This window comes from Staphylococcus sp. FSL K6-0223 (assembly GCF_038008285.1).
In genome coordinates, this window is sequence record NZ_JBBOYX010000002.1 from 849,826 (window position 1) to 863,965 (window position 14,140).

Here is a 14,140-nt window from a genome sequence, read left to right on the forward strand (position 1 = left end):
CTTTGACTTTCTTTGACCTTAACTATATTATAGTCCCTCTTTAATCGATATTCAACAATTTGCGCTTATTTTTTGACCTTTTTCTCCATTAATTTTGAAAATGATTTCTTTAATATCTAATAACTTTATACCTCAAATTATAAAAAAGAAACTAGCCTAACGTTAGCTGATTAACGTCAAACTAGTTTCTTAATACGAGCTATTTCTTTTTCATATTTTTTAGAATTTCATCAGTGAGTGCTTCAACACCACTATTTTCAAGGTGAATACCATCAGGAGCAAAATACTCTGTATGCCCCTCTGACCGTTGATACCAATCAACAAGTTTTACATTTTTATGTTTTTTAGCAGCATCAGCCATTAATTCATTTACATGGCCTTCATATGAACGAGGTACTCTAGTGTTCACGAGATACACTTGAGCTTTACCAAATTTTTCGATTAAATTATCAAGTTGATCTTCAGTAAAATCACCATTTGTACCTAATTCAAGGACAACTTGATCTGAAGGCTGATTATAATGTTTATAATTACTATCTACTAAAGGTAATGCTTGATATAAATTTCTTCCTACTTTACCGTCAATATTTGCTTTAGGAACTCTAGATTTAAATTGCTCACCTATATCTACCATGACCGAGTCACCAATTAGCAATGGTTTAATATTAGAATATACTTCATCCTCTTTACCCTCTTCAGTTCTTCCGTCAGCAGTAAGTTTAATGTCATCGATAGGTAACATACGGATAAGATATTTATCATTTTCGCTAGTGTTAAATGTTTGCGCTTTATCATTAATGTTATCTTTACCTAATTTATCAAACGCACCTGCAAGTATTAAAATAAGTGGCAAAGCTAATACAATCGTAATAATTGTTCTAATAAACTGAGGCTTGAAACGTTTGTTTATAGCAAATGCTTTGAAACCTTGCTTTCTAAATGGTGTTTCGACGTATCGATAAGATAACTCAGCTAACGCTACCGTTAAAATGATATCAAGTAGATAGACATATATTGGTATTTGACCATCTATATAGTGACTATGGATAAAACTAATCACTGCAAAATGCCATAAATACAAGCTATATGAACGTTTGCCTATATAAACAAAAATTGGATTACCTAATACTTTAGAAACTAAAGTTGCAGGATGGACTACACTTGCTATAATAAGCAAGGTCATCGTTGAAATAATATAAAATCCACCGTTATAAATCCAATCACTATCATCTTTAACGGTAAGGAATAGAATGAATAAAAATATTAACCCGACTATTCCAGCAGTATCAATTGTTGCTCTTAATGCTTTAGGTGGTTGAGTCTTGAGTTTAAATGGTGGCCACATAAATGCAAGAAGTACACCTAATAAAAGCGTTTGTAATCTGGTATCTGTACCAAAATAGACACGTGAGTGATTCATATGTGGCTGTGAGATAATTACCATCAATAAAAGTGATACTAATGATATAATCCAAAATATTACTGCCACATTTCTATATTTCTTAATCGTAAGCAATAATAATATCAATATCGCAGGAAAGAACAAATAGAATTGTTCTTCAATAGCCAGTGACCACAGATGTTTTAATGGCATAAATGAAAATTGTTCAAAGTAATTAACATCTTTAGCAATATACCACCAGTTTGAAACATAGAATATCGCTGCAACAATATCATGTTTAACTCTTACAATATTATCCGGTTCAAGTATCAGTGTTGCAAGTCCAACAACAATTAGCAATGCTAAAACTGCGGGTAACAATCTCTTTATACGTCTAATCCAGAAATTTTTGAGATTAATTATTCCAGTTTCTTCGTATTCTTTTAATAATAAACTAGTAATTAAATAACCAGAAATTACGAAGAATGTATCCACTCCTAAAAAACCGCCAGTAAGCCATTTTTTATTTAAGTGATATATTATAATTCCAATAACAGCAATTGCTCGCAAACCATCAAGTCCAGGCATATAACGCATTTTTTTACCGCGTTGATGACCTTTCTTTAATTCTTTTTCCATTGTTAACATTCATTCCCTATAAGTAGTTAATTCGTTAGACAGTTAAATTGAGCTTTTTATAATTTCCCATGATAAAACAAATGCTTTTCAGTTCATCTAATACACTTCTTATTCAATTTTCCATACATATTAAATATTGAAAATTACTGTTTCATTCTTATTAACTTAATAAATTTATGTCAAATACCTCACATTTTCATTAAACATGCACTATATAACGCGCAAATCTAAACTCTTTTATGCAAGAATTTTCATTTCCCGAAATGTAGTAAGTCTTATGTATTGTAATATATTTGTAACATTAATTCAATTTAAATAGTAATGTCAATTTATTAAAAATTTCTTAACTCACTTTAATCTTAAATAGCGCTATCATAAAAAATTTTATATGTTTAAACAAAAAAGAATAGCTACACACATTTTAAAAGTAAAAATGTGTAACTATTCCTAGTCATTTATTAGTTATCCAACACCGAGAGCAATCTTAGCATAACGAGACATCATGTCTTTATTCCAAGGCGGATTCCAAACAATGTTTACTTCTGTATCAGAAATCTCAGGAATTTCTGCTAATACACCTTTAATTTGTTCAATAATTTGTGGTCCTAAAGGACAGCCCATAGAAGTTAAAGTCATTTCAACTGTGCATAGACCTTCATCGTCTACATCAACTTTATATACTAAACCTAAATTGACAATATCAATGCCTAATTCAGGGTCGATTACCATTTCAAGAGCCCCTAGGATACTATCTTTTAATGCTTCCTCCATTAGTATCACCTCTTTAAAATTATCTTTATACTAATATATCAAATATCCGACAAAACGCCAATAAAATGCTATGATACTGTTACATGAACAATTGATACACAAGGAGTCTTATATGCAACCTTATTTAATTTGTCTAGATTTAGATGGAACATTATTAAATGACAACAAAGAAATCTCATCCTATACAAAACAAGTTTTAACTGAACTACAACAACGTGGCCATCATATTATGATTGCTACTGGTCGTCCATATAGAGCGAGTCAAATCTATTATCATGAATTAAATATGAATACACCGGTTGTCAATTTCAATGGCGCTTACGTCCATCATCCTAAAGCTAACGATTTTACTACAATACATGAAGTTTTAGATGTAGAAATTTCAAAAAATATAATAACTGCCCTTCAACAATCTCATGTTACAAATATCATAGCTGAAGTAAACGATTATGTATTCATTAATAATCATGATCCACGCCTATTTGAAGGATTTTCAATGGGGAATCCTAAAATACAAACAGGTAATTTATTAGAGCAACTAACAGAACCTCCAACTTCTTTACTTGTTGAAGCAGAAGAAGATAATATTCCTAAAATAAAGGATATGTTAACTCATTTCTACGCTGAGAATATTGAACATCGTCGTTGGGGTGCACCATTTCCTGTTATAGAAATCGTTAAACGTGGTATTAATAAAGCACGAGGCATCAAATGCGTTAAACAGTATCTTAATGTCGCAGATGAACGAGTGATTGCTTTCGGTGATGAAGATAATGATATAGAAATGATTAAATATGCATCACATGGTATTGCAATGAATAACGGTTTACAGGAATTAAAAGATGTCGCAAATGATACGACATATAGTAATAACGAAGATGGTATAGGTCGCTATTTAAATGAGTTCTTTGATTTAAATATTCGTTATTATTAATAAAGATAAGTATTAAAGGGGATGACATGGATGATGTATCCCTTTTTATTTTTTTAATTTTTTATAAAAGGAGTTCACAATTTGAATAAAATAATCATTATTGGTGCTGTTGCAGGCGGTGCAACTTGCGCTAGTCAGATTCGTCGTTTAGATAAAGAAAGCGAGATTATTGTATTTGAGAAAGATAGAGATATGAGCTTTGCTAACTGTGCCCTACCTTATTATATTGGTCAGCTTGTTACTGAAAGGGAAAAAGTATTAGCTTATACACCAGAATCATTTTATGATAAAAAGCAAATTAAAGTTAAAACCTATCATGAAGTAACTGAAATTAATGATAAGCATCAAACAGTCACTGTTGTGAATAGACAAACCGGAGAAACATTTGAAGAATCATATGACACGCTTATTTTAAGTCCTGGTGCTGGGGCTAATAATCTAGGATTTGATAGCAATATTTCATTTAATTTAAGAAATTTAGAAGATACTGATGCAATTGATCAGTTTATCTCTAATAACCATGCTAAAAACGCGTTGGTAGTCGGTGCTGGTTATATATCACTAGAAGTATTAGAGAACTTATATACCCGTGGGCTCGACGTCACATTAATTCATCGTTCAGAGCAAATTAATAAACTAATGGATCAAGATATGAATCACCCTATTATCGATGAATTAGAAAAAAGAAATATCTCTTACAGATTTGACGAAGAAATCCATCAAATTAAAGGTAATGAAGTTACTTTTACATCTGGGATAACTGAAAAATACGACCTTATTATTGAAGGCGTAGGAACACATCCGCATTCGAACTTTATTAAATCTTCTAATATTCACTTAGATGATCATGGCTTCATACCAGTAAATGATAAATTTCAAACAAATATACCCAATATTTACGCTTTAGGTGATGTTATAACTTCATTTTATCGACATGTTGATTTACAAGCTCAAGTACCATTGGCATGGGGAGCACACAGAGGGGCTAGCATTATTGCAGAACAATTAGCTGGAGATAAATCAATTACATTTAAAGGGTATTTAGGATCTAATATTGTTAAATTCTTTGATTATACATTCGCAAGTGTGGGTGTTAAACCAAATGAACTTTCTCATTTTGATTATGAAATGGTAGAAGTTAAACAAGGAGCTCATGCTGGTTATTACCCAGGAAATACTCCCCTACATTTAAGAGTATATTATGACAAAACTTCACGTAAACTTTTACGCGCCGCTGCAGTTGGACAAGAAGGCGTAGATAAAAGAATTGATGTCTTGTCTATAGCAATGATGAACCATATGACAGTTGATGAATTAACAGAATTTGAAGTTGCTTATGCTCCACCATATAGTCACCCAAAAGATTTAATTAATATGATTGGTTACAAAGCTAGATAAAGCACATTTACATCGCTCATAACCTTGCTCTATCTAATAAAGTAATATTTAAAATCTATAATGTAACCAAAAGAACATAAAAAAACTGCGTACTATACAATGACGTATAGACGCAGTTTCTTGTTTTAATTACTTTAACCTAAACCAAACATTTTAGTTAATGGGCCCCATGGCAAGATAATGCCAATAGCCATTGTTATAATAATTAGCGCGATTGTAATCCAAAAGAATTTATGTCCTTCTTCTTTTTTCTTTCTTTTAGCAATGGTTACTTCCATTAAAGCAATAACCGCTAAACCACATAGCATTTTCAAAGTAAGTAACATATGGTTTCCGCCATCGCCATGAGCTGCTGCGATAAATTCTTTAATTAATTCCCAGAAACCAGTAAATAATGTGAGTAACATAAATAGTCTTAATGCCATATGTAATGGTTTAAAGTAAGGTGAAGGACCTTGTATTTTTGAAAAGTTTAAATAAGTTGCGATAAATAATACTATTGCTAATACCCAACTTAAGATATGGACATGTAACATGCTTGTGTCCCCCCATATATTTATTTTCTCAACTATCATAACATATTTAGAAATTATAAATGTAGCAGCACTTTTAAATTTTATAACTCTATTATTTTGTATGTAGTAAGACATATAAATGATGAGTTAACTCAAATCTAAAAAGCTGTCGATAAAAGTAATTTTATCGACAGCCTATCTATATACAACAAGCTTTTAAAATTTAGTAGTAATTAATTATTTTTCTGAAATGTAAGTCGTTAACGTACCAATGTTATCAATTGTAACTTTAACTTCATCACCAGGTTGCAAGAATTGTGGCGGTTCCATACCTGCTCCTACGCCTGCTGGTGTACCTGTCGCGATAATATCACCAGGGTGTAGTGCTACATATTTAGAAATTTCTTCAATTAACTCATCAATTTTAAGAATCATTTGTCCAGTGTTACCATCTTGACGGATATCGTTGTTCACTTTAGTTACGATGTTAACATTTTCAGGGGTTGGTAATTCATCTTTAGTGACGATATAAGGTCCCATTGGACAGCCACCAGTTAAACTTTTAGATAAGAATGCTTGGTCATGCGCATTTTGAGCTGTGCGGTCAGTTATATCATTAATAATTGTATAACCATAGATATAATCTAAAGCTAAACCTTTAGGAATCTTCTCACCTGATTTACCAATGACAATACCAAGTTCACCTTCGTAATCTAATTGGTCTGTAATATCTTTATGATTAGGAATTGTTGATTCATCACCAGTTAAAGATGAAGCAGCTTTAGTAAATACATATAAACGTTCAACTTCATGATTTAATTCGCTCGCATGATCTTGGTAATTACGCCCAAATGCAATAACATTATTTGGAGGTGTAACTGGAGGTAAAAACTCTACATCATTAAACGAAATTTTAAACTCTGTTTCTCTACCGCTATCTTCAGCAGCCACAACTGCTTTACGTACTTGTTCTTGAAAATCTAAAGTCTGGTTTTGTTGTAATCCTTGTAGTAATGTTTTGGGATGAAAATCTTCTTCACCAAATTCAGCAAAAACCATTGGTAAATCCCAAACAGCATCTTCACGTTTAACTTTTACCCCGTATGAAGTTCTGTCATTGTGTTTGAATGATAAAAATTTCATTCATAATCAACTCCTCATCTATATCTTATTACATATTATAACTATATCTAAGTTCAAATAACAAACATATAAATAAGAAAATTAAGAAATTTCTTAATAGGATATTTGATATCAATAAATAAAAACGCTACGTCATCATAAGCCTTACACTTATGACTGACATAGCGAATATTTATTCTAACTAATTGAAACACATTTTTATTCATCTATCTTTAACATACCAAATTTAAAGAAATATAGATAACCTTGAACCGGCTGTTTGAGTATAGTTTCTAACGTATTACGGTAATACTCCATTTGGATTTGATATTTCTGTTTGAGTTGTTGACCAATCTCATCATCAGTCATTCCTTTTCGTCGATTAAATGCATCTGTTTTATAATCAACGAAATAGTATTTTCCATCCTTTTGGAAAATTAAATCAATCATACCTTGGATAATTGAAACATCTTGATTATCTTCAGGTAATTGATCGACCTTAGCTTGATTAACTACAAACGGCAATTCAGTATATACTTTGTCTGCTTGTGCAATTTGCAAATACAATGAACTTTCAATAAATCTCATAATATCATCATATTTAATATCAGCTTTGGCATCCTCTTCAATGATATTAAGTTGAATCAGCTTATCAACATATGAATCTAGCTCTTCTCTTGTTAATCTTGTTTCATTAAAAGGAAGATGTTGCATGACTGTGTGCATTAACGTACCAATTTCATTGGCTTTACGTTTCTTATTTTCACTTAAAAATCTTGGTCGTTCATATGTTGCTACGCCGATACGGTATTGTCTAACTCTATCATAATTTGTGTCACTTTCCTCAGTTTCAAGTTGACGTTTAAGTTCAGATACTGACTGCTTTGAAGGTTTCAAAGTATCTTCTTGATAAGGATATCTATAAGCTAATTGATGGTGAATCTTAGCTTTTACGTCATCATTTCCACTGTTAATGTCGTCAATATCGTTAACTGTTCGACGTTCATTTTCAGGCGTGACCTCTTCTGTAGATACATCTTCGTAGTGATCAATTGTAATCGTTACACGTGGTTTCACTTCAGAATTAAGTGTTTCAATATCTCGTTCGAATTTCTGATCATCAGGTAAAGATGCTGATTGATGTTTGGATAAAATACTGTAAATAAATTTAAATGAATTTTTAGCCGTCAAGCGCTCATTCACTGCAATAAGATCTGCAGATATAGGTAATTGTTCAAGTTCTGTCAATTCTTGTTCTTTTTTGACTCTACCTATTAAAATTAATTGTTCTTTAGCACGAGTTAATGCTACATAAATAAGACGCATTTCTTCAGAAATATGTTCTTTTCTATTAATAGCGCGATAGGCTGCTGAGGATAATGATGGATAAACCATTTCTTTATCAGTATCATAATAATCCATTCCCAATCCGTATTGTTGGTTTAGAATTACAGGCTGAGTCAGGTCTTTTTCATTGTATTTTTTAGAAAGTCCTGAATAAATAACGAACGGAAACTCTAATCCTTTACTACTATGAATGGTCATCATTCTAACAACATTATCATTTGGTCCAACTATATTTTCTTCACCGAAATCTCTTCCTCTATCAATCAATTCATCAATAAATCGAATAAATTGGAATAAACCTCTAAAGCTAGAGTTCTCAAACTCGATAGCCTTATTAATTAAGCCATAAAGGTTTGCACGTCGACCTTTACCACCAATAAGACCACTAAAGTACTGTATTACGAAATGGTCGTTATAAAATTTATCTATTAGCTGATAAACAGGTTGATTTTGACTATAATCTTGATAATTTTTTATATCTTTTATAAATCTTTGTAGTTTATGAACTAAATGAGTTTTAGAATTATCATCCTCAATATAATTTTGAATCGATTGATAAAAATAAATATCGTTAGGACTAACTACTCTAATTTCTGCTAATTCATCTTCAGTAAATTGATAAATAACTGAACGCATGAGCCCTACTAAATAAATATCTTGTAAAGGATTATCAACAGTTTTTAAAAATGATAAAACAAGTTGTACTTCAGTTTGTTCAAAATATCCTTTTTTACTTTTCACATGGAATGGAATATCACTATTTTTAAAAGCTTGTTGCAAATTACGCGCATTATCAGTATTTCTCTCAAGTATTACAATATCTTTGAATGTTGCACTTCTATATGTTCCAGTCTTCATATCAAATACTTGTTCATTTGCAATTATATCTTTTACTTGTTCTACGATGTAATTGGCTTCTTGCTCACTTCCTGTCAATTCACTCGTTTCTTTACCCGCTTCAATTAATGCACGAAGTTGTACAGGTTTATCAGTTTGATCGTATGGTGCTCCATAATATAATTGAGCCGCATCATCATATATTATTTCTCCTACGTTATCGTCCATCATATGTTTGAATAAATAATTTGTGGTAGACAGTACCTCTTGTCTAGAACGGAAGTTTTGAGATAGGTCGATGACCATACCTGTACCTTCCCCTTCACTAGTGAACCGATTATATTTTTCAATAAATAGACTTGGATCAGCTTGTCTAAATTTATAGATTGATTGCTTAACATCACCTACCATAAATAGGTTTCCGTTGTACTCTTCACCTGTTTTAATACAAGATAAAATCTTTTCTTGAACACGGTTTGTATCTTGATACTCATCCACTAGGATTTCTTCAAAATGTTCTTGATACGTTTTTGCGATATGTGAAGGCGTACCATCATCATTAGTGAGTATTTGCAAGGCAAAATGCTCATAATCTGCAAAGTCCAATAAATTACGACTTCGTTTTTGCTTGCTAAATTCCTCTATCACATCTTTTACGATTTGAGCTAAATAGGCTACTCTGGGAGCCAATTTCTGCATATCTAACTTCAAATCTTCAGCACTTCTTGAAAAATAATCATTTTTTACGTCACTAACTAGACTTTTGTATTTATCGTAATGTTTCTTAGCGTCATCTAACGCTTCTTCCATACCTTCATTTGCTTCTTTAATCTTTTTGGTAATTGAAGGGAAACGGCTCACAAATTCATGTGAGACTAATAATTCAGAATTAATCATGTCACCTTCGATCACTTTAGAAACAAAGCGGTGTTCATCTTCCACTACCTCTAATTGCTTTTCCACATTGTCGAGCATTGAGAACAAATTAAAACTTTTTATAATCTCTTCATAAGCAGCTTTAAGAAATATCATTGCCAAATCATTAAGTAATTTCAGCAATTGATCTTGTTGGCTTTCATTTTTATAAGGTTGAGATAACTGATCTAACCATTCGAATGGATTAGGATTCGCAATACTAAAGAAGTACAAACGTTTAATAATATTTCTAAATTGGTCATCATTTCTATCTGAGGATAATTGCTCAGTTAACTCGATAAAATCTGAGTCTAAAATGTCATAATGACGTTCAAGAACATCGTCAATTGTTTGATCTAATAATAAGACATTCTCAGCTTCACTACTTGTTCTAAAATTAGGATCAATATCTAAAACATCGTAATGTTGTTGAATTAATTTTAAACAAAAACTGTGTAATGTGGAAATTTGAGCCTGATGAATTTTAACACGTTGATTTTTTAAATGTTCATTTTCAGGTTCTGCAAGAGAAGCTTCTTGAATACGTTGATCTACGCGATGCTTCATTTCACGCGCACTCAAATTTGTAAATGTTACAACTAGTAAACGATCAACGTCCATATTATCTCGGAGAATACGTTGAATAATACGTTCAACTAATACGGCAGTTTTACCTGAACCAGCGGCAGCAGCGACGAGTACATCTTGACCTTTAGCGTATATACTACGCCACTGTGCGTCAGTCCAAATTACGTCATTAGGTTTAGTTGGTATCATCACTGGTCACCACCTTCGTCAATCATATTTTGGATTAATTCTATAGGTTTAATAGACTCGTCTACAGTTCTATAGCGTTTACTATCTATCATACTATCCACATGACATACTGACTGATAACTACAGAATTGACATGGTAAAGTATTTTTATATTTTAAAGGGGCTACCTCTGTATGGCCATCCATAATGTGAGTAGCCGTATCGATAAAGTTATTTTTGTTGTGCTGAATAAATTGACGAATAACGTTTTCATTCGCTACACGACTCGTATTCTTACTTATGGCACCTTTAGTAGTTAAACCAATTGGGGCGATATCTGAATTAAAGCTTGGTTCCAAACGCTTATCTAAAGCATCTATTACTTCCTCATCACTATTTACAAGACCACTCATTTTGAAACTTTTAATTAGTTCTTTATTTAATTTATCTTCATCAATTTTAGACCAGTTATCAAATTTAATACGTGGTTCATGGACATGGAAATAAAGTAATCCACCAGGTTTAACGATATCAGTAAGTTCTAATCTATCTTTATTTTGTAAGACGATGTCCATGTAAGTCATCATTTGCATTTGCAAACCATAGTACACCTTCGTTAAATCTAAAGTCGCACTACCAGTTGAAGATTTATAATCAATGATATTTACATAACTGTGATCGCCTTTAGTATACGTATCAATCCGATCGATTTGACCTCTTATGTTAATTGGGATTCCCTGTTTAGTATGTAGAGGTTGCGCAACTAATTCATCTTTATTTCTAGGTGATTTTCGGAATCCTGTCTCAAACCTTTGCGGTATAAATTTTGAAAAGCCTGTTTGATACTTTAATGCATTTAAAGTTGTTTCTACTATAGAACCTATTCTTCTAGATAAATACTTATAGTAGGCTGTTGAATTCAATAAGTTGAATTGAACTTTAGGCAGTATCAACTCTAATGCTTCTTCAGTTAGCGCTTTAATCTTCTTACGATCTAAGTTTTTAAAGTCACCTTCTACACGGTCAGAAATATGTTTGAGCACTGAATGGAATATATCTCCTAAATCAAAGTTTTGTAATTCATATTTCGAACGTTCATTTAACCTTAAACCATGGGAGGCATAATGCTTAAATGGACATTGTTGATAGCCTTCAAAACGTGACACACTTGCATTAATAGTTGTTCCATACAATTGCTTTGTGAGTGTCTCATTTAATTGTACTGTTTCATTATCATAAGTTAGAGAAGTGATAAGATAATCCAATCCATCATTTAATTGCTCATCATCTCGAATCACTTGGTATGCATCTAGCCATCTTATATCCACGTCCTCATGGTCTAACCATGTACGCAATGCATCAAATAATTCAATTTTAGTTTGATGCACATGTTGCATAAGACTTATTGGTTGTTCTTCATGTTCTTGTTGAATATTAACTATATCTAAATGATGATATAAATCTTTAATTTGTGATAAAAATGGACTTATTTCTTTTTCATCGCCTGAATTTCCCATCAAACTATATGAAAAAGTTACTTTTTCTCGTGCGCGTGTCATAGCAATATAACAAACAAATGCTTCATCCATTTGTAAAATATCTGATGTCGGACTTAGTTCAATTTGTGCATTTTGTTCAAAATATTTCTTTTCTTCATCTGTAATCAAGCTAGATGAAGATACCGGTTGAGGTAATGAACCATCATTCATACCTACCATGTATATATGTCGTTTATTATCGACCTTAGCCAAATCCATTGTACCGATACTTACCTGATCTAAGGTCTGTGGTATCATGACAAATTCTAGTTGCTCTAATCCTATATCAAACACTTCAAGAAATTGTTTCAAAGTCATCTCTTGAGTATCAAAAACTGTTACCAAATCATCTAAAATTTGAATAAATCCGTTCCAAATTTGATCGATTTCCTCCGCTTGTTGATGCTTACCTTCTACATCTAACTCATCTCTCTCAGTCATGAGTTGGTTTGGCAGCTCAAAATATTCCATACTTTCGTAAAAAGCAGTCGCGAAATCTCTCACAGTGGTAGCGTCACTCATCGCTTTTTCAAAGTAAAGAACTTTATCAATGACATTATTCTTTAAACGAACTACCTCTTCGTAAGTTTCTTTTTCTTGAGGGGTTAGAGCATGAGATTTACGTCCCATTTTATTAAATTGGTCAACATGAAATACTTCCTCATCCAACCAACGTTTACCATATACACCGCGCTCTAATGCGAAATTCTCCAATAAATCTATTAAGTAGCTACTATTCTTAAATTGTGAAGTTAGTACATTTGTTTTAAATAAACGCAACATTGCGTTAATATTCCAATTTGACTGTATGACCTCTATTAAAGAACGAATCATTTCCATAATTGGATGGTGTGACATTGACTTTTTAGTATCGATATTAAAGGGAATGTCGTATAAAGAAAAAATAGATTCGAATAAATATGCATATGATTCGTCACGATATAAGATAGCAATGTCTTGAAATCTCAAATGATGATCACGAACATCTTTAATAATTCGTCTTGCTAATTCATTTACTTCTTCACGCATATTTGAAGATTCAAGTATTTCCACATGATTTGAATGAGATTGAGGTGTCATTTGCAAAGCATCAAAATCACTTTCTAAATGTTTGAGATCATCATTTTCAAATCGAAACTTTTGTTGAAATAAGGTTTTATTTAAGTGAATATTTAATTGATTCGCAATGTCTTCAAGATGTGTTAAAACTTCTGATGGCTTTCTAAATAGACTGAATGGGTCTTGATTACCATCTGTTGTTAGTAGAACTGTGACACTCTTAGCATGTTGTACTAAAGCTTCAATAATCCTATATTCAAGTGTTGAGAAGTTGTAGAAACCATCGATAAATATTTCTGCTCGTTTGAGCCACTCAGATTTAGACATTTGGTCAATAAAACGTTCTAAACTATCCTCAGTAGTTATAAATTCACCGCTCATGCGAGATTCTAATTCTTTATAAATTAGAGTAATATCTTCTAGTTTATGTTGCGTTCTTGTTTGTAATTGATGTTCTGTAATAAATTGATCTAAATGATCCGGTGTAACACTATATTTTTTAAAATCTTGAATCAGTTCAGCAAGTTTTTCACTAAAGCCATAATATTTAGATTGAGAACGGTATAATTTGAGTTCTGAATCATATTGTTGAACGATATGATAAATCATCATTTGCATAGCAGCTTTAGATAATTTCTGTTCTGTATATCCTCCCACTTCTTGAAAAATACGATGACTTAATCTTTCAAAGTGAAGGACTTCTGTTCTCAAACTTCCATTAAGTTCTGAATCATTTACAAAAGCTTGTTCTAATTGAAATGTACTCTGAGTTGGAGCGATTAATACGATGGGATCGCCTAAAGGATCATGTTTCATTTCGTTCTTTATATAATTTAACATCGAAGCTGATTTGACCGTACCAGCTCTACCGATATATGTATTTAATTCCATAACATTCCCTCACTCCTTTATCCTTTATATTATCACA

Annotated in this window: 8 protein-coding genes; 2 read left to right on the forward strand and 6 right to left on the reverse strand. The window is 31.9% G+C overall.

Features of this window, described 5'->3' with window-relative positions; translation table 11 throughout:
- Positions 1–199: 199 nt before the first annotated feature.
- Together MHI13_RS14980 and MHI13_RS14985 are read right to left on the reverse strand one after the other, a co-directional pair.
- Positions 200–2,020: an acyltransferase family protein gene (locus MHI13_RS14980; RefSeq protein WP_064210347.1), complete on the reverse strand. Its 1,821-nt coding sequence runs from the start codon at positions 2,018–2,020 to the stop codon at positions 200–202.
- Positions 2,021–2,482: 462 nt separating this feature from the next.
- Entirely contained in the window at positions 2,483–2,791 is a 309-nt protein-coding gene (locus MHI13_RS14985; RefSeq protein WP_002433201.1) for a metal-sulfur cluster assembly factor, read from the reverse strand.
- Between the two features lie 112 nt (positions 2,792–2,903).
- Between MHI13_RS14985 and MHI13_RS14990 the strand changes: the two genes are divergently transcribed.
- Together MHI13_RS14990 and MHI13_RS14995 are read left to right on the forward strand one after the other, a co-directional pair.
- Positions 2,904–3,725, forward strand: a complete 822-nt coding sequence (locus MHI13_RS14990; protein WP_340761429.1) for a Cof-type HAD-IIB family hydrolase — start codon at positions 2,904–2,906, stop codon at positions 3,723–3,725.
- Positions 3,726–3,806: 81 nt separating this feature from the next.
- Entirely contained in the window at positions 3,807–5,123 is a 1,317-nt protein-coding gene (locus tag MHI13_RS14995) for a CoA-disulfide reductase (protein ID WP_064210348.1), read from the forward strand.
- 134 nt (positions 5,124–5,257) lie between these two features.
- Here MHI13_RS14995 and MHI13_RS15000 read toward each other — a convergent pair whose 3' ends face one another.
- The 4 genes from MHI13_RS15000 to addB all read right to left on the reverse strand — a co-directional run bounded on the left by MHI13_RS15000 (position 5,258) and on the right by addB (position 14,103).
- A complete protein-coding gene (locus MHI13_RS15000; protein ID WP_002433419.1) occupies positions 5,258–5,659 on the reverse strand; it encodes a YisL family protein in 402 nt (133 codons plus the stop codon).
- A 216-nt stretch (positions 5,660–5,875) separates the two neighbouring features.
- Positions 5,876–6,781, reverse strand: a complete 906-nt coding sequence (locus MHI13_RS15005) for a fumarylacetoacetate hydrolase family protein (RefSeq protein WP_002433262.1) — start codon at positions 6,779–6,781, stop codon at positions 5,876–5,878.
- 198 nt (positions 6,782–6,979) lie between these two features.
- Positions 6,980–10,636 (reverse strand): helicase-exonuclease AddAB subunit AddA, encoded by a 3,657-nt coding sequence (gene addA / locus MHI13_RS15010; RefSeq protein ID WP_064210350.1) that lies wholly within the window; start codon positions 10,634–10,636, stop codon positions 6,980–6,982.
- A complete protein-coding gene (gene addB, locus MHI13_RS15015) occupies positions 10,636–14,103 on the reverse strand; it encodes a helicase-exonuclease AddAB subunit AddB (RefSeq protein WP_340761433.1) in 3,468 nt (1,155 codons plus the stop codon). Before addB ends, addA begins: the two co-directional genes overlap by 1 nt.
- Positions 14,104–14,140 lie beyond the last annotated feature (37 nt).